Origin of the sequence: Variovorax cryoconiti, assembly GCF_051216395.1 — a bacterium.
Taxonomy (GTDB): Bacteria; Pseudomonadota; Gammaproteobacteria; order Burkholderiales; family Burkholderiaceae_C; genus Variovorax.
The window spans coordinates 234,497-253,994 of sequence record NZ_JBPJZI010000005.1; the positions used below are offsets into that span (position 1 = coordinate 234,497).

General features: G+C 67.7%; 17 protein-coding genes. 9 read left to right on the forward strand and 8 right to left on the reverse strand.

Annotated features, from left to right (window positions below; all coding sequences use genetic code 11):
* Positions 1-12: 12 nt before the first annotated feature.
* The 3 genes from ACSFA2_RS14925 to ACSFA2_RS14935 are packed head-to-tail and all read right to left on the reverse strand — an operon-like array spanning position 13 to position 3,201.
* Complete coding sequence (locus ACSFA2_RS14925) at positions 13-795, reverse strand: PA3715 family protein (protein ID WP_435456090.1); 783 nt, start codon at positions 793-795, stop codon at positions 13-15.
* On the reverse strand, positions 792-1,646 hold the full coding sequence (murI, locus tag ACSFA2_RS14930; RefSeq protein WP_435456091.1) for a glutamate racemase: 855 nt from the start codon (positions 1,644-1,646) through the stop codon (positions 792-794). The genes ACSFA2_RS14925 and murI overlap by 4 nt, the downstream gene beginning before the upstream one ends.
* Before the next feature lies 1 nt (position 1,647).
* Positions 1,648-3,201, reverse strand: a complete 1,554-nt coding sequence (locus ACSFA2_RS14935; protein ID WP_435456092.1) for a fumarate hydratase — start codon at positions 3,199-3,201, stop codon at positions 1,648-1,650.
* A gap of 126 nt (positions 3,202-3,327) precedes the next feature.
* Between ACSFA2_RS14935 and fumC the strand changes: the two genes are divergently transcribed.
* The 3 genes from fumC to ACSFA2_RS14950 all read left to right on the forward strand — a co-directional run bounded on the left by fumC (position 3,328) and on the right by ACSFA2_RS14950 (position 8,566).
* Positions 3,328-4,725, forward strand: coding sequence for a class II fumarate hydratase (gene fumC, locus ACSFA2_RS14940; RefSeq protein WP_435456093.1), 1,398 nt, complete (start codon positions 3,328-3,330; stop codon positions 4,723-4,725).
* The gene (locus tag ACSFA2_RS14945) at positions 4,726-6,081 is read left to right on the forward strand and encodes a sigma-70 family RNA polymerase sigma factor (protein ID WP_435456094.1); all 1,356 of its coding nucleotides are present in this window, start codon (positions 4,726-4,728) and stop codon (positions 6,079-6,081) included. It begins immediately after the preceding gene.
* A gap of 85 nt (positions 6,082-6,166) precedes the next feature.
* Positions 6,167-8,566: a TonB-dependent siderophore receptor gene (locus ACSFA2_RS14950; protein ID WP_435456095.1), complete on the forward strand. Its 2,400-nt coding sequence runs from the start codon at positions 6,167-6,169 to the stop codon at positions 8,564-8,566.
* Here ACSFA2_RS14950 and ACSFA2_RS14955 read toward each other — a convergent pair.
* A complete protein-coding gene (locus ACSFA2_RS14955; protein ID WP_435456096.1) occupies positions 8,554-9,840 on the reverse strand; it encodes an aminotransferase class V-fold PLP-dependent enzyme in 1,287 nt (428 codons plus the stop codon). The genes ACSFA2_RS14950 and ACSFA2_RS14955 overlap by 13 nt on opposite strands.
* 27 nt (positions 9,841-9,867) lie before the next feature.
* A complete protein-coding gene (locus ACSFA2_RS14960) occupies positions 9,868-10,764 on the reverse strand; it encodes an amino acid ABC transporter substrate-binding protein (protein ID WP_435456097.1) in 897 nt (298 codons plus the stop codon).
* Positions 10,765-10,906: 142 nt separating this feature from the next.
* On the opposite strand from ACSFA2_RS14960, the gene ACSFA2_RS14965 reads away from it, so the two are divergent.
* Positions 10,907-11,824 (forward strand): LysR family transcriptional regulator, encoded by a 918-nt coding sequence (locus tag ACSFA2_RS14965; RefSeq protein ID WP_435456098.1) that lies wholly within the window; start codon positions 10,907-10,909, stop codon positions 11,822-11,824.
* A gap of 8 nt (positions 11,825-11,832) precedes the next feature.
* On the opposite strand, the gene ACSFA2_RS14970 is transcribed toward ACSFA2_RS14965, so the two are convergent.
* Positions 11,833-12,450 (reverse strand): YqhA family protein, encoded by a 618-nt coding sequence (locus tag ACSFA2_RS14970; protein WP_435456099.1) that lies wholly within the window; start codon positions 12,448-12,450, stop codon positions 11,833-11,835.
* Positions 12,451-12,599: 149 nt separating this feature from the next.
* Here ACSFA2_RS14970 and acs point away from each other — a divergent pair, with 149 nt between their 5' ends.
* Positions 12,600-14,603: an acetate--CoA ligase gene (acs, locus tag ACSFA2_RS14975; RefSeq protein ID WP_435456100.1), complete on the forward strand. Its 2,004-nt coding sequence runs from the start codon at positions 12,600-12,602 to the stop codon at positions 14,601-14,603.
* Between the two features lie 97 nt (positions 14,604-14,700).
* Positions 14,701-15,207: a LapA family protein gene (locus tag ACSFA2_RS14980; protein WP_435456101.1), complete on the forward strand. Its 507-nt coding sequence runs from the start codon at positions 14,701-14,703 to the stop codon at positions 15,205-15,207.
* 23 nt (positions 15,208-15,230) lie between these two features.
* Here the strand turns inward: ACSFA2_RS14980 and ACSFA2_RS14985 are convergent, their stop codons facing one another.
* Entirely contained in the window at positions 15,231-15,536 is a 306-nt protein-coding gene (locus ACSFA2_RS14985) for a c-type cytochrome (RefSeq protein ID WP_435456102.1), read from the reverse strand.
* Between the two features lie 104 nt (positions 15,537-15,640).
* Here ACSFA2_RS14985 and ACSFA2_RS14990 point away from each other — a divergent pair, with 104 nt between their 5' ends.
* Complete coding sequence (locus ACSFA2_RS14990; RefSeq protein WP_435456103.1) at positions 15,641-15,898, forward strand: TIGR04438 family Trp-rich protein; 258 nt, start codon at positions 15,641-15,643, stop codon at positions 15,896-15,898.
* Here ACSFA2_RS14990 and ilvD read toward each other — a convergent pair whose 3' ends face one another.
* Positions 15,899-17,593 (reverse strand): dihydroxy-acid dehydratase, encoded by a 1,695-nt coding sequence (gene ilvD, locus ACSFA2_RS14995; RefSeq protein ID WP_435456104.1) that lies wholly within the window; start codon positions 17,591-17,593, stop codon positions 15,899-15,901.
* A 112-nt stretch (positions 17,594-17,705) separates the two neighbouring features.
* On the opposite strand from ilvD, the gene ACSFA2_RS15000 reads away from it, so the two are divergent.
* Positions 17,706-18,671, forward strand: coding sequence for a LysR family transcriptional regulator (locus ACSFA2_RS15000; protein ID WP_435456105.1), 966 nt, complete (start codon positions 17,706-17,708; stop codon positions 18,669-18,671).
* 13 nt (positions 18,672-18,684) lie between these two features.
* Positions 18,685-19,494: a prolipoprotein diacylglyceryl transferase gene (gene lgt, locus ACSFA2_RS15005; protein ID WP_435456106.1), complete on the forward strand. Its 810-nt coding sequence runs from the start codon at positions 18,685-18,687 to the stop codon at positions 19,492-19,494.
* Positions 19,495-19,498 lie beyond the last annotated feature (4 nt).

Below are 19,498 nucleotides of genomic sequence, written 5' to 3' on the forward strand. Positions count from 1 at the left end.
GCCGGTCGGCCGTCACGGCGTGCGCAGCGCCTTCGGCACACGGTAGCGCTCGCCGTCGTAGCGCAGCACCACGGTGCCGTACTGTGCCGGCTGGGCCTGCTCGGCGCAGCTGCCGTCTTCCTGCATCTGCCCGCGGCTCTGGGCGACGGTGCGTGCGAGCACCAGGTCGGCGAAGGCGCTGTTGCGGTTCGGCCGGGTGGAGAGCATCGAACGCAGCTGGCGGAAGCGGCCGGTGCAGTCGGCGTTCCATTCGCCGCTCTCGTTGTCGAGCTCGACCTCCTGCATCACCTCGCGCAGCTTGCCGCTCTGCATGACGTACAGGCGCAGCGTCTCGCTCGCGAAGGTGTCGCCGCGGGTCGTGCCGCGGTAGCGCACCCGCAGGCCGAAGGCGCGCGCGTCGGGCGCCAGCACGTAGCGGCCGGTGTCGACCAGGATTTCCTGGATGGCGACGCCTTCCTCGTCCAGCGCCTCGGCCTGGAACAGGCGGCCGATGACGGTGTCGCGCTCGGTGTTCCCGTTGTCGGGTCGCTGCACCAGCAGGACCTCAAGGTCGTAGATCGTCGTCGCGCTCGCATCGCCGGACGGACGCGGCATCGGCAGCACGACGACGATGCGGCCGAGGGCGCCCGGCCACGGCTTGCAGGCGGCCAGTCGCTCGTCGAGCAGCCGATCGGGGTGCAGCCTCGCGTGCATGCGTTCGGCCAGGCCGCTTTCGCAGGCAGCCTGCGCGGCGCCTGACAGAAACAGCAGGCCGAGCAAGCAGAGGGCTTGGCGGAGTACCGGCGCTGTGCTCATGCGTTGGTTGATGTCGAAGCCGCGACCGGCGTCGCAAGGAGCCATCGCTCGGCTGCGACTTTGAACTGCGGCAGATCGCCGCTCGCCGCCAACAGCACCGATGCGTCGTCCGCGGGCCGTGCGCGCAGCAGGCCGGTACTCGTCAACAACCGTCGCGTCTGCTGCGCGACCGGTGCGCCGGTGTCGAGCAGGCGCACGTCGGCGCCGGCCAGGCGCTGGAACACGTCGGACACCAGCGGATAGTGGGTGCAGCCGAGCACCAGCGTGTCGATCTCGCCGGGGCCATCGCCGAAACGGCCGGCCTCACCGACGTACTGCGCGCAGAGCGCGGCCATACGCGCGTCGTCCCCCGACTCGATGGCGTGCGCCAGGCCGTCGCAAGGCACGAGGTGGAAGCTCGTCTCTGCCACGAGCGCCGCATGCAAGGCCGCGAACTTTGCGCTGGCCAAGGTGCCGCGTGTGGCCAGCACCGCGACATGCCGCGAGCGGCTCGCCGCCACGGCCGGCTTCAACGCGGGTTCGACACCGACCACGAGCAGCGAAGGATGCTCGGCTCGCACCACGTGGATGGCCGCCGCCGTCGCCGTGTTGCAGGCGACGACCAGTGCCTTGATGCCGTGTTTCGCGACCAGGCCGGACGCCACGGCGCGTGTTCGCTCGATCACGTAGGCTTCACTGCGCTCGCCGTAGGGCGCATGCGCGGTGTCGGCGAAGTAGACGAAGCGTTCGTGCGGCAGCTCGACCTGCAGCGCCCGCAGCACGCTCAGGCCGCCGATGCCGCTGTCGAACACGCCGATCGGGTGATCGCTGCTCGATGCCGCGAGGGCCGGGTCGAACGCCTGCCGCTTCAACTCAGGCCGCAGCGACCGCGATGGTCTTGAACTCGCCGCTGGCGATGCGCTTTTGCCACTCGGCCGGGCCGGTGATGTGCGCGCTGGTGCCGCCGGCATCGACCGCCACCGTGACCGGCATGTCGACCACGTCGAACTCGTAGATGGCTTCCATGCCGAGGTCGGCGAAGCCCACGACCTTGGCGGTCTTGATCGCCTTGCTGACCAGATAGGCGGCACCGCCCACGGCCATCAGGTAGGCGCTCTGGTGCTTCTTGATGGCCTCGATCGCGACCGGGCCGCGCTCGGCCTTGCCGATCATGGCGATCAGGCCGGTCTCTGCCAGCATCATCTCGGTGAAGCCGTCCATGCGGGTCGCGGTGGTCGGGCCGGCGGGGCCCACGGCCTCGTCGCCGACCGGGTCGACCGGGCCGACGTAGTAGATGACGCGGTTGGTGAAGTCCACCGGCAGCTTTTCGCCCTTGGCCAGCATGTCGGCGATGCGCTTGTGGGCGGCGTCGCGGCCGGTGAGCATCTTGCCGTTGAGCAGCAGCGTGTCGCCCGGCTTCCAGCTGGCCACTTCGGCGGGCGTGAGGGCGTCGAGGTCGACCTTCTTGCTCTTGTTGTAGTCGGGCTTCCAGTCGACGTCCGGCCACAGGTCGAGCGAGGGCGGCGTGAGGTAGACCGCGCCGCTGCCGTCCATCGTGAAGTGCGCATGGCGGGTGGCCGCGCAGTTGGGGATCATCGCGACCGGCTTGCTGGCCGCGTGCGTGGGGTACATCTGGATCTTCACGTCGAGCACGGTGGCCAGGCCGCCCAGGCCCTGCGCGCCGATGCCCAGCGCATTGACCTTCTCGTAGAGCTCGATGCGCAGCGCCTCGACCTTGGTCAACTCGGCGCCCGAGGCCTTCTTGGCCTGCAGCTCGTGCATGTCGAGGTCGTCCATCAGGCTTTCCTTGGCCATCAGCGCCGCCTTCTCGGCCGTGCCGCCGATGCCGATGCCCAGCATGCCGGGCGGGCACCAGCCCGCGCCCATGGTCGGGACGGTCTTGAGCACCCAGTCGACGACGCTGTCGCCGGGGTTGAGCATCGCCAGTTTGCTCTTGTTCTCGCTGCCGCCGCCCTTGGCTGCGACGGTCACTTCCAGCTTATCGCCGGGCACGATCTCGGTGAAGATCACGGCCGGCGTGTTGTCCTTGGTGTTCTTGCGGTCGAACTGCGGGTCGGCCACGACCGACGCGCGCAGCGTGTTGTCGGGGTGGTTGTAGCCGCGTCGCACGCCTTCGTTGATGGCGTCGTCCAGGCTGCCGGTGAAGCCGCCCCAGCGCACGTCCATGCCCACCTTGAGGAACACGTTCACGATGCCGGTGTCCTGGCAGATCGGGCGATGGCCGGTCGCGCTCATCTTGCTGTTGGTCAGGATCTGCGCAATGGCGTCCTTGGCCGCCGGGCTCTGCTCGCGCTCGTAGGCCTTGGCCAGGTGCGCGATGTAGTCGGCGGGGTGGTAGTAGCTGATGTATTGCAACGCGGCGCTGATCGACTCGATCAGGTCGGCCTGCTGGATCGTGGTGGTCATGACGTTTTCGTGGGTTGGACGCTCGATCAAATGCGAGTCGTTCTCGTTCGGGCTATGCTGGCGGACTTTTCGGTGCTTCCTTCCGGCAAGCACACCCCCCCATTTTGACAGCGGAGCTTTTTTCTCATGACGACCCCCTCCAACATCCGAGTCGAACGCGACACCTTCGGCCCCATCGAGGTCCCTGCCGACAAGCTGTGGGGCGCGCAGACGCAGCGCTCGCTGCAGAACTTCGACATCTCCGGCGAGACGCAGCCCAAGGAGATCATCAAGGCGCTGGCGCAGGTCAAGCGCGCCTCGGCGGTGGTGAACCACGCGCTCGGCCTGCAGGACGAGAAGAAGACGCAGGCCATCGTGGCCGCGGCTGACGAGGTCATCGCCGGCCAGCACCCGGGCGAGTTCCCGCTGGTGGTGTGGCAGACCGGCTCTGGCACGCAGACCAACATGAACGTCAACGAGGTGCTGGCCAACCGCGCCAGCGAACTGCTCGGCGGCGAGCGCGGGGAAGGGCGCCTGGTGCACCCGAACGACGACGTGAACCGCAGCCAGTCGAGCAACGACGTGTTCCCGACCGCGATGCACGTCGCAGCCGTCGAGGCGCTCACGCACAAGCTGCTGCCGGCCATCGCCAAGCTGCGCGGCACGCTGGAGCAGAAGTCGATCGCCTTCATGGAGATCGTGAAGATTGGCCGCACCCACCTGCAGGACGCCACGCCGCTGACGCTGGGCCAGGAGTTCTCGGGCTACGTCGCGCAACTCGCGCATGGCGAGGCGCACGTGCGCGCCGCGCTGCCGCACCTGAGCGAGTTGGCGCTGGGCGGCACGGCGGTCGGAACCGGCCTGAATGCCCCGAAGGGCTACGCCGAGCAGGTCGCGGCCGAACTGGCCACGCTCACGGGCCTGCCTTTCGTCACCGCGCCGAACAAGTTCGAGGCGATGGCCTCGGTCGATGCGCTGGTGCATGCGCATGGCGCGCTCAAGACACTGGCCGCCAGCCTGATGAAGATCGCCAACGACGTGCGCTGGCTCGCCAGCGGCCCGCGCAGCGGCATCGGCGAGTTGAGCATTCCCGAGAACGAACCGGGCTCGTCGATCATGCCGGGCAAGGTCAATCCGACGCAGAGCGAAGCGGTCACGATGCTGGCCGCGCAGGTGTTCGGCAACGACGTGGCCATCAACTTCGGCGGTGCCTCGGGCAACTTCGAGCTGAACGTGTTCCGCCCGATGGTGGCGCACAACTTCCTGCAGAGCGTGCGCCTGCTGGCCGACGGCATGGTGAGCTTCAACGACCACTGCGCCGTGGGCATCGAGCCGAACCGCGAGCGCATCACCGAGCTGGTTCAGCGCTCGCTGATGCTGGTGACCGCGCTCAACACGCACATCGGCTACGACAAGGCGGCCTACATCGCCAAGAAGGCGCACAAGGAAGGCACGAGCCTGCGCGAAGCGGCCGTCGCGTCCGGCCACCTCACCGGCGAGCAGTTCGACCAGTGGGTCGTGCCCGAGAACATGACCGGGCGTTGAGTGAGCGTGCCCGAGGCCACGGCGCGTCCTGCGCTGCTGGAGAGCTTCCGCACCAGCTACCGGGATCTGCTGCGCTACCTGTCGCATCGCACCGGTTCGGCCGACGAGGCGCGCGATCTGGCGCACGACACCTGGCTGCGGCTGGCCGAACTGGCGGAGCAGGGCGCGCTGCCGACGCTGCCGGATGGCGGCGAGGCGCGGGCCTATCTGTTCGCGATGGCGCGCAACCTGAGCACCGATCGGCAGCGCCACCACGGCGTCGTGTTCCGGCATGCCGATGGGCATTCTTCGCAGGAACGCACGAGCCCGGATGCGACCGAGGCGCTGATGTACCGGCAGGCGATCGCCGCGATCGAAGGGGCGCTTGGCGGGCTGCCCGAACGCGCGCGGCAGGTCTTCCTGCGGCACCGCGTGCATGGCGAGGACCAGGCCGTGCTGGCGGCGGAATACGGCGTGTCGCGCAACATGATCGAGCGCGACATGATGCGTGCGATGGACCGGGTGCAGACGGCCATGGAGCGCTGGCACACGGGCACCGCCGCGCCGTCCACCCCGCAGCGCGCAGGCCGGCGCCGCTCGCTGGCGGCCCTGCTGGGCGTGGCCGGCATGACCGCCGGGCTGGGCGGCTGGCAGGCCTGGCGTCTGTTCGTGCCGCAATGGCAGGAGGTGCTGGCGACCGGCCAGGGGCGGCTGCTGCGCCGTGAGTTGCCCGACGGCAGCGTGCTGACGCTGGACGCGCGCAGCCAGGTGCAGGCCGCCTATCTCGCGGCAAGCCGTCGCGTGCGCCTGATGGCGGGGGCCATCTTCCTGGAGGTCGTGCGCGACACCGACCGGCCTTTCGTGGTCGAGGTGCCGGGGGCGCCCACCCAAGGCGACGGACCTTCGGGCTCGGTGCGCATCACAGTGCTGGGCACGCGCTTCGGCGTGGAGCGCCTGCCGGGCGCCGCGGTCGAGGTACAGGTCGAGTCGGGAAGGGTGCGCGTGGAAGCACTCGATGCCGCAGGCCGGGTGCGGGCCGAGCGCACGCTGACCGATGGCGACTCGCTTCAGGTACATGCCGGTGCCACACCCGCGCAGGTGTTCGAGCGCCCGCCGGGCGCGATGGCCGAGGCCGCCTCCTGGCGACACGGCGTGTTCGTGCTGTCGGACATGCCGCTCGGCGCCGCCATCGAGCGCCTGGCGCGCTACCTGCCGCGGCCTGTGGCGGTCGACCCGCGCGTGGCCGGGCTGCGGCTGTCGGGCCAGGTGCGCATCGCGCAGGCAGAGGGTTTCCTGCGGGCACTGCCCGACATCGTGGCCGTGCGTTCCGTGCTGGCCGACGACCGATGGACCATCGGACCGCGCACGGCCCAATAAAAAAGATCCGCAATTGCATTCAGGATGGCGCGAGGCTGGGCCGTTGTCGTCAGGAATCTTCCTTTTTCCTGACGGGTCCAACGCCATGCAACGCTTTCCTCTTTCCAGATTCGCCCTCGACAAGCGTCTCGCCACCCTGACCGCGACGGCGACCGCGCTCGCGGCCTTCGCACTTCCGCTCGCCGCCCAGGTCGTGCCTGCGCCGGCCACCCGCGCCTTCGACATCCCGGCGCAGCCCTTGCCGGCGGCGCTGGCCTTGTTCGCGCGCCAGGCCGACGTGCAGATCGTCTTCGCAGCCGGCCTGGCCGACGGCTTGCGCGGCAACGCGGTCAGCGGCCTGCTTCGCACCGACGATGCGCTGGCCGAACTGGTCCGTGGCACCGGACTGCGGGTGCGTCGAAGCGGTGCGACGCTGACGCTCGAACGCAGTCCGCAAGCGAGCACGCCCACGCTGGAGGAGGTCACGGTGTCGGCCGACGGCGCCGAGGCCTCTGCCACCAGCCCGGTGCAGGGCTACGTGGCGCATCGCAGCGGCACGGCGCTCAAGACCGACACGCCGCTCATCGAGACGCCGCAGTCCATCACGGTCGTCGGTGCCGACGAGATGGCTGCGCGCAAGACCGATTCGATCGCCGATGCGCTGGGGTATGCGAACAGCATCGTCAGCCAGCCCTCGAGCTTCTCGCGCCTGGCGGACGACTACGTCATTCGTGGCTTCGACGCCGGTGGGCGCACGGGCAGCGTGCTGCGCGACGGCATGAAGCTGCAGGCCACCCAGTTCGACGGCGGCCAGGAGCCGTACGGGCTGGAGCGCGTCGAACTGCTGCGCGGCCCGTCATCGGTGCTGTACGGGCAGATGTCACCCGGTGGTCTGATCAACACGGTGAGCAAACGTCCCACGGCCGAAGCGATGCACGAGATCCTGGTGGAAGGCGGGAGCAACAACCGCCGGCAGATCGCCACCGACCATGCGGGCGCGCTCAATGCGGACGGCACCCTGTCGTATCGCCTCACGGCGCTAGTGCGCGAGAGCGACACCCAGATGGCAGAGGTGAACGACGACAGGCGCTACATCGCGCCGGCCCTGACCTGGCGCCCCGACGCTACGACCTCGCTCACGCTGCTGGCCAGCGAGCAGCGCATCGACACCCGTTTCGTGGCCCCCATGGCGTACGACAGCACCATCTACAGTCGCACGGCGGGCCTCAAGATCCCCTACACGCTGTTCACCGGCGAGCCCGGCTTCGACCATTACGACGGCCGGATGACCACGCTGGGCTACGTGTTCGAGAAGAGCTTCGAGGGCGGGCTGAAGCTGCGCCACGGGCTGCGCCGCTACGCGGCCAAGGTCGACTACAACTACATCACGCCGGGCGCCGTGACGCGCGGCAATCTGGCCCGTCGCTACGACGCCCGCGCGGACGATTCCTCCGCCCTCACCAGCGACACCAATCTCGAGTGGCAACGCGATATCGGTCTGTGGCAGCACACCTGGCTGGCTGGCTTCGACGTCTATCGCAAGGACTACGACGGCCAACGCTTTTCCGGAACGGCACCCACGTTGAACCTCGCCAACCCCGTGTACGGCCGCTTGCCCGTGGTGGGAAGGACCAACACCGGCTCCCACCAGATCGGACTGCAGAAAGGCCTGTACCTGCAGGACCAGATCCGCTTCGACGACCGCTGGGTGATGGTGCTCGGTGGCCGCTACGATTGGTCGGACAGCCGCACGGATTCGTACCAAACCGGCGTGCGCACCGACCAAAACGACCGCAAGTTTTCCGGCCGCGTCGGCCTGGTGCGCCTGTTCGACAACGGGTGGGCGCCGTATGCGAGCTTCAGCCAGTCCTTCTTCCCGGCCAGCGGTACCAACCGCGCCGGCGACCCCTTCAAGCCGGTGCTGGGCGAGCAGTACGAACTGGGCGTGCGCTACCAGCCGAAGGGCAGCCAGACGCTGCTGAGCGCGGCGGTCTACCAGCTGCAGCAGAAGAATGTGTTGACGGAAGACCTGGTCGACAGCGCCTACGACGTGCAGACCGGCAAGGTCCGCTCGCGCGGGCTCGAGCTCGAGGCCCGCTTCTCGCCGACACGCCACCTCCGCGTGGTGGCCTCCTACAACTACACCGACGCGCGCACCGTGGCTGACAACGACCCGGCGTTGGTCGGCCAGCGCACCGTCGGCGTGCCGCGCCACACCGCGTCGCTCTGGGCCGACTACCACCTCGCGGCGCTGGGCCTGCAGGGCGCGCGCGTCGGTGCGGGCCTGCGCTACGTGGGGCCGCTGGTCACGGCCGCGTCCGCATCCGAGCGCGAGACCGACGGCTACACGGTGATCGACCTGCTGCTGAGCTACCAGTTCGACGCCCATTGGCAGGCCAGCCTGAAGGTGCAGAACCTGGCCGACAAGCGCTACGTGCACTGCCTGTCGACCTGCCGGTACGGCGACGTGCGCACGGTGGTGGCGACGCTCGGCTACCGCTGGTAGGCGATCAGGTCCTGCGTGATCTGCAAGAAGCGGTCCACGTCGGCCGCCGAGTGGCAGTGCAGCGGTGAAATGCGCACCGCGCCATCGAGGCCGAAGGACGCCAGCATGCGCTTCGAGTAGATGCTGCTCGCGACCCGCTCGTAGACGGTGACGCCGCGCTGCGCGTACGCCTGCACCGCCTGCGTGTAGTCGAGTGCGTCGAAGCCGATGCCGATGATCAGGTCGCGCTTCGTCAGGTCGTCGTGGTCGAGGAACACGTGCACCCCCTCCATCCGGCGCAAGCCTGGCGTGGCTTCGCTGCCGTCGAGCAGGCGCGCCAGTAGCGCGCGTTCGTGCAGCTCGATGTGTTCGATGCCCGTGGCGAAGAGCGCGCGCCGATCGGTCGCGGCCGAGAACTGGCCGCCGATCCAGCAGACGTAGTCGACGATCTCGGTGATCACGGCGAACTGCCAGGGTGCCGAACTGCCCAGATCCCAGAAGGCGGGCGGTTTGCCGCCGAGCTTGTGGTGCGGCAGAACGGCCGCGCGATCGGAGACCCAGGCGATGCCCGAGCCGCGGCAGCCGAAGAACTTGTACGGCGCGATGTTGATGCCATCGACCGGCGTCTTCTGCAGGTCGATCAGGCCGTGCGGTGCGTGCTGCACGGCATCGACCACGATGTACAGGTCCGGCTTCACGGCACGCGCGCGCCGAACGATCGCTTCGATGTCGAGCTTGGCCCCCGAGATGTTCGACGCGTAGATCACGTTGAGCAGCACCGTGTCGGCATCGATCAGGCGCACGATCTCCTCGACGTCCACGCCGCCGGTCGCCGGGTTGCTTTTGGCGACCCGCAGTTCGCGGCCGAGCCGCTGGGCGTACATCGACATCGCGTCGAAGGCGGACGGGTGCTCCAGTGCGGTCGTGACCATGTTGGTCCCGGGCACGTTCTCGGCGATGGCGCGCACCATGTCGAACATCGCACCCGAGGCGGTGAGCGACGCGTACACGCTGCCGCCGTGGGCGTTAAGAATCACGCGGACGTCGTCGACGGCCTTCGACTGGATCGCCTTCAGTTCCTCGGCGATGTCGTGAATGCGTTCCGCGTTGTCGGGGATCGCGTCGATCTGCGCGAAGCGCTCGACCGCGGCCTTCAGGCGGAACGAGCCGCCCGCGTTGTCGAAGTAGAGGCGCTCGCGCCCGCGGTGGTCATGGTCGACGTTCAGGAAGCGCTCGCGGATCTGCTGCTGCAACGCATCGGCGAAAAGAAGGCCCTGGGGATGGTGGGTGGACATGCGGGGGAATAGCGGTGTGTGGGCGCGTCAGACGCCCTTGTTGTTCGGGTTCTGGAAGGCCTCGCGCACGGCGTCGGTCATCGGGAAATTCAGGTTCACGTTGCTCGGCGGGATCGGGCTGGTGAACCACTTGGCATAGAGCTGGGCCATGTCGCCCGACTTCATCAGGCCGCCGACGGTCTGGTCGACCAGCGCCTTGAACTGCGGATCGTTCTTGCGCAGCATGATGCCGTAGGGTTCCTGGCGCAGCACCACGTCCTTGAGGATCGTGTACTCGGCCGGGTTCGGCGCGGTGGCGATCAGGCCGGCGAGCTGCACGTCGTCGAGCACATAGGCCGCGGCGCGGTCGCTGGCGAGCAGCAGGAACGCGTCGGCCGTGTCCTTGCCCGAGACCTCCTGCACGTCGATGTTCTCGGCCTTGCGGTAGTTGCGCAGCAGCTGGATCGAGGTGCTGCCCGTGACCGTCGCCACCGGCTTGCCGCCCAGGTCTGCGAGCGACTTGATGCCCGAGCTCTTCTTGACCGCGACGGTGATGTTCGTGACGAAGTGGCTCGGTGCGAAATCGACCTGCTGCTGCCGCGCGACCGAGTTCGTGGTCGTGGCGCAGTCCAGGTCGACCGTGCCGTTCTGCATCAGCGGGATGCGGTTGGTCGAGGTCAGCGTCGTGTATTGCACGCGCAGGCTGGGCAGGCCGAGCTTGGCCTTCACCGCATCGACGATCTTCAGGCAGATGTCGTTGGAGAAGCCGATGGGTTCGTTGGCGCTGCCCAGCTTGTACGAGAAGGGGATGGAGCTGTCGCGGCTGCCGATCTGGATCGTGCCGCTTGCCTTGATCTTGCTGAGCGTGTCGGAATCCTGGGCTGCGGCATTCGAGGCGAGGAGCGCAGTGCCAAGAGCGATGGCGAGAGGCAGGCGGAAGTTCATGGGCATCTTTCGGGTGGAAGCGGTGGACAGGTGCGACCGAATTCTGAAAGTACGAACAGATTTAAAAAAGCGATTTTTTGTGCTGGAATCAGATCACCTAAAGCGTTCTATTCGACGCTGTCTGCACCGGAAACGCACCGTGATGACCTTCAAGCAACTCGAGGCCCTGTTCTGGATCGCGCAACTGGGCGGCTTCGGGCCGGCGGCGCACAAGCTCAACACCTCCCAGTCGGCCGTGTCCAAACGGGTGCACGAGCTGGAACGGCTGTTCGACACCGAGCTCTTCGACCGCAGCCTGCGCACGGCCCGGCTGACCGAAAAAGGCGAGGAGATGTTCGTGCTGGCGAAGAAGCTGCTGCAGCAGCGCGACGCCGCGATCGAGCAGTTCGGCAAGCCGGAAGTCATCGAGCGCCGGGTGCGCATCGGCGTGACCGAGCTGACCGCGATGACCTGGCTGCCGCGGCTGGTCGGGCTGATCCAGCAGCACTACCCGAAGGTCACCATCGAGCCCGACGTGGACGACAGCCTGTCGTTGCGGGACAAGCTGCTCGCGGACGAACTGGACCTGATCATGGTGCCCGATGCCTTTGCCGACGCACGCATTCCGGGCAAGGCGATCGGCAAGGTGGAAAGCGCGTGGATGTGCAAACCCGGGCTGGTGCCCGCGGCCGGACCGGTGCGGCTGCACGAACTGGCGCGCTACCGGATGCTGGTGCAGGGCAATGCGTCGGGCACCGGCCGGGTGTACGACGCGTGGATGAAGGAGCGCGGGGTCGAGCCCTCCAACGTCATCGTGGTGAGCAACCTGGTCGCGCTGACCGGGCTCACCGTGTCGGGCCTGGGGGTGAGCTATCTGCCGCGGCAGTGCCTCGAACCGCTGGTCGCGGCCGGCATGCTGGCGGTGCTGGACGTGGTGCCGGCCCTGCCGCCGGTTCCCTATGTGGCCATGCACAAGGGCGAGCACCGCAGCGCGCTGACCGCCTCGATCATCATGCTCGCGCAGTCCTGCTGCGACTTCACGCGGATCTTCCAGGCGGAGCCGGAAGAAGCGCTGTCGTAGTCGCCGGGTCAGTGCTCCTTGGACATCAGCTTGTCGGTGTACGCGATGGCCATGGCCGAGAACAGGAACGCGATGTGGATCACCGTCTGCGCAATGAGCACGCGGTCGGTGTAGTTGTCGGCGTTGATGAAGGTCTTGAGCAGGTGGATGGAACTGATGCCGATGATGGCGGTGGCCAGCTTGACCTTCAACACCGACGCGTTCACGTGGCTGAGCCACTCGGGCTGGTCGCGATGGCCTTCGAGGTCCATGCGGCTCACGAAGGTCTCGTATCCGCCCACGATCACCATGATCAGCAGGTTCGAGATCATCACCACGTCGATGAGGGCCAGCACCACCAGCATGATGACCGTCTCGTTGAGCGCGGTGATCGGGGCGGTGGTCTTGTAGCCGATGCTGCTGATCAGTGCCTGCAGTGCGGTCTGGCTACCGAAAGCGGCCTCGACCAGGTGCAGCAGTTCGACCAGGAAGTGCACCACGTACACGCCCTGCGCGACGATCAGGCCGAGGTAGAGCGGGAGCTGCAACCAGCGGCTGGCGAAGATGAGCCTTGGCAGCGGCCGCATCGGCGAGCTGCGCCGCACGGCGGGCGGGTTCTGGGGGTCGAAAGGATCGGGGGAGGCCATCGGGGGGACGTGAGCGAAAGAGCCCGGATTCTAGGGTCGGCCCGCGTCCGTTCGGTGAAGCCCCTCTGCCGTCGCTACCATGTCCGTCAGTCATCCGTAAGTGCCGCGGCAGACATTACGCCCGCATTCCACCCTGGCAGGAGACAACAATGAGCCAAGCATCGAACATCGAATCCGTCCTGGTCGAGAACCGGGTATTCCCGCCTTCCGCAGACGCCGAGCGCGGCGCCCGAATCAGCGGCATGGCGGCCTATGAGGCGCTGTGCGCCGAGGCCGAGAAGACGCCCGACGCCTTCTGGACCCGCCTGGCCCGCGAGAACCTGGCCTGGACCAAGCCCTTCACCCGCACGCTCGACGAGTCGAACGCGCCGTTCTACACCTGGTTCGACGACGGCGAGCTCAACGCGTCGGCCAACTGCCTCGACAAGCACATGGGCACGCCGGTCGAGCACAAGACCGCGATCGTCTTCGAGGCCGACGACGGCGCCGTCACCACCATCAGCTACCGCGACTTGCTCACGCGCGTGAGCCGCTTCGCCAACGCGCTCAAGGCCGAGGGAATACAGAAGGGCGACCGCGTCATCATCTACATGCCGATGACCATCGAAGGCGTGATCGCGATGCAGGCCTGCGCGCGCATCGGTGCGACGCACAGCGTGGTGTTCGGCGGCTTTTCGGCCAAGGCCTTGCAGGAACGCATCATCGACGCCGGCGCGGTGGCGGTGATCACCGCCAGCTACCAATTGCGCGGCGGCAAGGAACTGCCGCTGAAAGCGATCGTCGACGACGGCATCGCGATGGGCGGCTGCGAATCCATCAGGAGCGTGCTGGTCTACGAGCGCACGCTGAGCGACTGGCAGCGCGTCGAAGGCCGCGACAAGAGCTTCACCGAGGTGCTCAGCGCCATCGAGGGGCAGGACGAATGCGTGCCCGAGCCGGTGGGCGCCGAGCATCCGCTCTTCATCCTCTACACCTCGGGCTCGACCGGCAAGCCCAAGGGCGTGCAGCACGCCACCGGCGGCTACCTGCTGTGGGCCAAGCTCACGATGGACTGGACCTTCGACCTGCGGCCCGACGACGTCTTCTGGTGCACGGCCGACATCGGCTGGATCACCGGCCACACCTATGTCGCCTACGGTCCGCTCGCGGCCGGCGCCACACAGGTGATCTTCGAGGGCGTGCCCACTTTCCCGCATGCGGGCCGCTTCTGGCAGATGATCGAGAAGCACAAGGTCAGCATCTTCTACACGGCGCCGACGGCGATCCGTTCGCTCATCAAGGCGGCGGAATCCGACGAAAAAGTGCATCCGAAGAACTGGGATCTGTCGAGCTTGCGCATCCTCGGGTCGGTCGGCGAGCCGATCAATCCGGAAGCCTGGATGTGGTACCACCGAAACATCGGCCACGAGAAATGTCCGATCGTCGACACCTTCTGGCAGACCGAGACCGGCGGCCACGTGATCACGCCGCTGCCGGGCGCGACGCCGCTGGTGCCGGGCTCCTGCACGCTGCCGCTGCCGGGCATCGCCGCGGCCATCGTCGACGAGACCGGCAAAGACCTGCCCAACGGCGCGGGCGGCATGCTGGTCATCAAGCGGCCGTGGCCTTCGATGATCCGCACCATCTGGAACGACCCGGAGCGCTTCAAGAAGAGCTATTTCCCCGAAGAAATGGGCGGCACGATCTACCTCGCCGGCGACGGTGCGGTGCGCAGCGAGGACCGCGGCTACTTCCGAATCACCGGGCGCATCGACGACGTGCTCAACGTGTCGGGCCATCGCCTGGGCACGATGGAGATCGAGTCGGCCCTGGTCGCCAAGACCGACCTGGTGGCCGAGGCTGCGGTGGTGGGCCGGCCCGACGACGTGACCGGCGAGGCGGTCTGCGCCTTCGTCGTGCTCAAGCGCGGCCGTCCGACCAGCGACGAAGAGGCGAAGAAGATCGCGACCGAGCTGCGCAACTGGGTCGCCAAGGAGATCGGCCCGATCGCCAAGCCCAAGGACATCCGCTTCGGCGAGAACCTGCCCAAGACGCGCAGCGGCAAGATCATGCGCCGGCTGTTGCGCTCGATCGCCAAGGGCGAGGCGATCACGCAGGACACCTCGACGCTCGAGAACCCGGCCATCCTCGATCAGCTCGGCAAGGCGTTCTGAAGAAGGCCGTCCACGCGCGGCGTCGGTGTCCGACAGGGGCACCGGCACCGATGCGCTACAACCGCTCCTTCGACACAACGGTCTTCGGGAGAATCACATGGGTATAAGAACAGGCATCCTGCTTTTCGTGGTGCTGGTCATCGCCGCACTCGCGGCGCTCAACTGGGGCACGCTCGCCACGCCGACACTGATGTCGCTGGGCTTCATGCAGGTCACCGCGCCGCTGGGCATGATCATGCTGGGGCTGACGGTGCTGCTGGGCGTCCTCTTCGTCGCCTACGTGGTCTACCTGCAGGGTTCGGTGCTGCTGGAGACGCGCCGGCACACCAAGGAAATGCAGGTCCAGCGCGACCTCGCCGACAAGGCCGAGGCGTCGCGTTTCACCGAGCTGCGCAATTTCCTGGAAGCCCAGGAGAACACCCACATGAGCCGCAACGCGGAACGTCACGCGGCGCTGATCGCGCGGGTCGAACAGCTCGAGAACACGCTCGCCGCGCACGTCGGACAGCTCGAAGACCGGCTGGACCGGCGCGCACCGGTGGCGGTGGTGCCGACCACACCGGTTTCGCCGACCGTGATCACGCCGCCGGCACCGCGCTTCTGAGTGTTCAGCCCGTTGCGGGCCGGCTACTTGGTCGACAGCACCCAGGCTGCGAGCTTCTTCGCATCGGCTTCGCTCACCTGCGTGTTCGCTGGCATCGGGACCGGTCCCCAGACGCCGGCGCCGCCCTTCATGATCTTGGTGGCCAACAGGTCGGGGGCCGCCTTGTTGTCCTTGTAACGCGCCGCGATGTCCTTGAACGACGGTCCGAGCACCTTGCGTTCGACGGCATGGCAGCTCATGCAATTCTTGGAGGTGGCCAGCGCCAGGTCGGCGAGGGCGGGTGCAGCGGCGCCGAGGCTCAGCAGGGCGAGCAGAAATGCTCTTTTCATGGGGGCGTTTCGTGGGGTCGGTGGGTTACATTCTTTCCGACGCATTGTAGGCAGGGCCACCCAGGCCCCACGCCCTTGCGCAGAACACACCGGAGGGTTGCGCAATGTGGTTCCTGATGCTGGGCGTGCTGGGCGCTCTCCTGAAATACCTTGAGATCGGCCCCGTGGCGCAATGGTCGTGGTGGGTTGTGCTGATCCCCTTCGCACTGGCGCTGGCCTGGTGGGCCTGGGCCGACTGGTCGGGTTACACCAAGCGCAAGGTCATCGAGCGCGAGAACGCCCGCAAGCAGGCGCGCATCGACCGCCAGCGCAGCAACCTGGGGTTGCTGAGCAGCAAGTCGAACCGCAACAAGCGCCGTTGATCAGTACTTGTCGAGCACCGCGCCCGAGCTGGCGCTCGACGCGTTGAACGCGAACTTCGCCTGCACGCCACGCGTGTAGCGCGGTGCCGGCGCCTTCCAGCCTTCGCGGCGCTTGGCGATCTCGGCCTCGGGCACGTTCAGTTCCAGCTTCAGTTCGTGCGCGTCGATGGTGATCGAGTCGCCCTCGTTGACGAAGGCGATGGTGCCGCCGGCGTAGGCCTCGGGCGCCACGTGGCCGACCACCATGCCCCAGGTGCCGCCGGAGAAGCGGCCGTCGGTGATCAGGCCGACGCTTTCGCCCAGGCCCGCGCCGATCAATGCGCCCGTCGGTGCCAGCATCTCGGGCATGCCGGGGCCGCCCTTGGGGCCGAGGTAGCGCAGCACCATCACGTCTCCGGCCTTGATCTTGCCGGCCAGGATGGCGGCCAGCGCCGATTGCTCGTCGTCGAACACGCGCGCCGGGCCGGTGATGACCGGGTTCTTCAGGCCCGTGATCTTGGCGACCGCGCCTTCGGGCGACAGGTTGCCCTTGAGGATGGCCAGATGACCTTCCGCGTACATCGGCTTGTCGATCGGACGGATCACGTCCTGGTCGGCGCGCGGCACGTCGGGCACGTCCTTCAACACTTCGGCGATGGTCTGGCCGGTGATGGTGATCGCGTCGCCGTGCAGCAGGCCGGCCTTGAGCAGCACCTTCATCACCTGCGGGATGCCGCCGGCGTTGTGCAGGTCGACGGCCAGGTACTTGCCGCTGGGCTTCAGGTCACAGATGACCGGCACCTTCTTGCGCATGCGCTCGAAGTCGTCGATGGTCCAGTCGACCTCCGCCGTGTGTGCGATGGCCAGGAAGTGCAGCACCGCGTTGGTCGAGCCGCCGGTGGCCATGATCACCGCGACCGCGTTCTCGATGGCCTTCTTGGTCACGATGTCGCGCGGCTTCAGGTCCTTCTTGATCGCCTCGATCAGCACCTTGGCCGATTCCTTGGCCGAGTTCTGCTTCTCGTCGTGCGGGTTCGCCATGGTCGACGAGTAGGGCAGCGACATGCCCAGCGCCTCGAAGGCGCTCGACATGGTGTTGGCGGTGTACATGCCGCCGCAGGAGCCGGTGCCAGGGATGGCGCGCTTCTCGATCTGCAGCAGGTCTTCGTCGCTCAGGTTGCCGGCGGCGTTCTGGCCGACCGCTTCGAACACGCTCACGATGTTCAGGTCCTGCCCCTTGTAGCGGCCGGGGAGGATGGTGCCGCCGTAGACGTAGATGGCCGGCACGTTGGCGCGCAGCATGCCCATCATGCCGCCGGGCATGTTCTTGTCGCAGCCACCGACCACCAGCACGCCGTCCATCCACTGGCCGCCGACGCAGGTCTCGATGCAGTCGCTGATGACTTCGCGGCTGACCAGCGAGTACTTCATGCCTTCGGTGCCCATGGCCATGCCATCGGAGATGGTGGGCGTGCCGAACACCTGCGCGTTGCCGCCGGCTTCCTCGATGCCCTCGATGGCCGCGTCGGCCAGCTTCTGCAGGCCCGAGTTGCAGGGCGTGATGGTGCTGTGGCCGTTGGCCACGCCGACCATGGGCTTCTTGAAGTCGCTCTCTTCGTAGCCCATCGCGTAGTACATCGAGCGGTTGGGTGCGCGCGACTTGCCTTCGACGATGTTGGCGCTGCGGCGGTTGATCTGGAGGGGTGGGATGGCCATGGTGGGTCTCTTCTCGTGGGGTTGTCTTGGCTTCGATGAGCGGCGCCCAGTATCCGCCCTTTGATTGATTGCTTCCAATCCATTTTGACGGGTCGATTGATATGCTCGGCCTATGAAGGAAACCCTCATCGACCTGCGGGCCTGGCGCCAGTTCGTGGCGGTGGCCGAAGAGCTGCACTTCGGCCGCGCCGCCCAGCGCCTGCACATGACGCAGCCGCCTGTCACCCAGGCCATCGCGCAACTCGAGAAGACGCTCGGCATCGTGCTGTTCGACCGCACCCGCCGCCGTGTGGCGCTCACCCCCGCCGGCGAGGCGCTGCTGCCCGATGTGCGCGACATGCTCGAGCGCGCCCAGGCGCTGCCGGCGCGCGCCCGCGCGGCGGCGGCCGGGGAGGTCGGGCGCGTGCGCCTGGCCTTCGTCTCGACCATCGGCTTCGAGCGGTTGCCGGTGTGGGTGCGCGAGTTCCGCGCGCTCTGCCCCGAGGTGGCGCTGGAGCTGGTCGAGGCCACCGGCGACGTGCAGCTCGAAGGCTTCGCACGGGGCGAGATCGACGCCGGCCTGATGCTGCACTCCCCCGGCTTCGCACCGCCCGGCCTGGAGCGCCTGGCGGTGGCCGACGAGCCGCTGGTGCTCGCCATGCCGGCCGCGCACCCGCTGGCGCGCGCCGATCGGCTGGCGCTGGCCGACGTGCTGGCCGAGCCGCTGGTGATGTTCCCGCGCCGCATCGTGCCGTCGCTGCACGACGCCATCCTCGGGCTGTACCACGCGGCGGGCCGGTCGCCGGCCGTGGCGCAGGAGGCGATCCAGATGCAGACCATCGTCAACCTCGTCTGGGGCGGGCTCGGCGTGGCCTGGGTGCCGGAGAGCGTCACGCAGTTCCAGCGTACCGGCGTGGTCTACCGCGCCGCCGATGCCTTCGCGCCGACGGGCCGCCGGCAGAGGGCCGCGCCGCTGCCGCGCTGCGAGACCAGCCTGGTCTGGCCGGCCTCGGCCGACAACGCCGCGCTGGCGCGCTTCGTCGCTTTCGTGGCCGAGCGCGGGTTGCCGCCGGCGTCGCAGAAGCAGCACACGGCATAGGCACAATCGCCCGATGCTCATGTACCCCCACATCGACCCGATCGCGCTGCAGATCGGGCCCCTGGCCATCCATTGGTACGGCCTGACCTACCTCGCCGCCTTCGGGCTCTTCTTCTTTCTCGGCACCCGCCGGCTCGGCCACGAGCCGTACCGGTCGCTTGCCGCGCAGGGTGTCTGGAGCCGCAAGGACGTGGAGGACATCCTCTTTCTCGGCGTGCTCGGTGTCATCGTCGGCGGGCGCCTCGGTTACTGCCTGTTCTACAAGCCGGGCTACTACCTGACGCATCCGCTCGAGATCTTCATGGTCTGGCAGGGCGGCATGAGTTTCCACGGTGGTCTGCTCGGCGTGATCGGCTCGATGGTGTGGTTCGCCAGGTCGCGTGCACGGCCCTTCTGGCAGGTGATGGACTTCGTCGCGCCCTGCGTGCCGACCGGCCTGGCTGCCGGGCGCGTGGGCAACTTCATCAATGGCGAGCTGTGGGGCCGGTTCAGCAGCCCCGACCTGCCGTGGGGCATGGTCTTCCCGCAGAGCGGCTCGATGCTGCCGCGGCACCCGTCGCAGGTCTACCAGTTCCTGCTCGAAGGGCTGCTGCTCTTCGTCATTCTCTGGCTCTATGCCCGCAAGGAACGCCTCGAGCGCCGCGTGTCGGCCGTGTTCCTGATCGGCTACGGCGCAATGCGCTTCATCGCGGAGTACTTCCGCGAGCCCGACGACTTCCTCGGTCTCTTGGCGCTCAACATGAGCATGGGCCAGTGGCTGTGCGTGCCGATGATCGCCTTCGGGCTCTGGCTCTACGCCACGGCGCCAAAGCGGCACGCCTGACGCG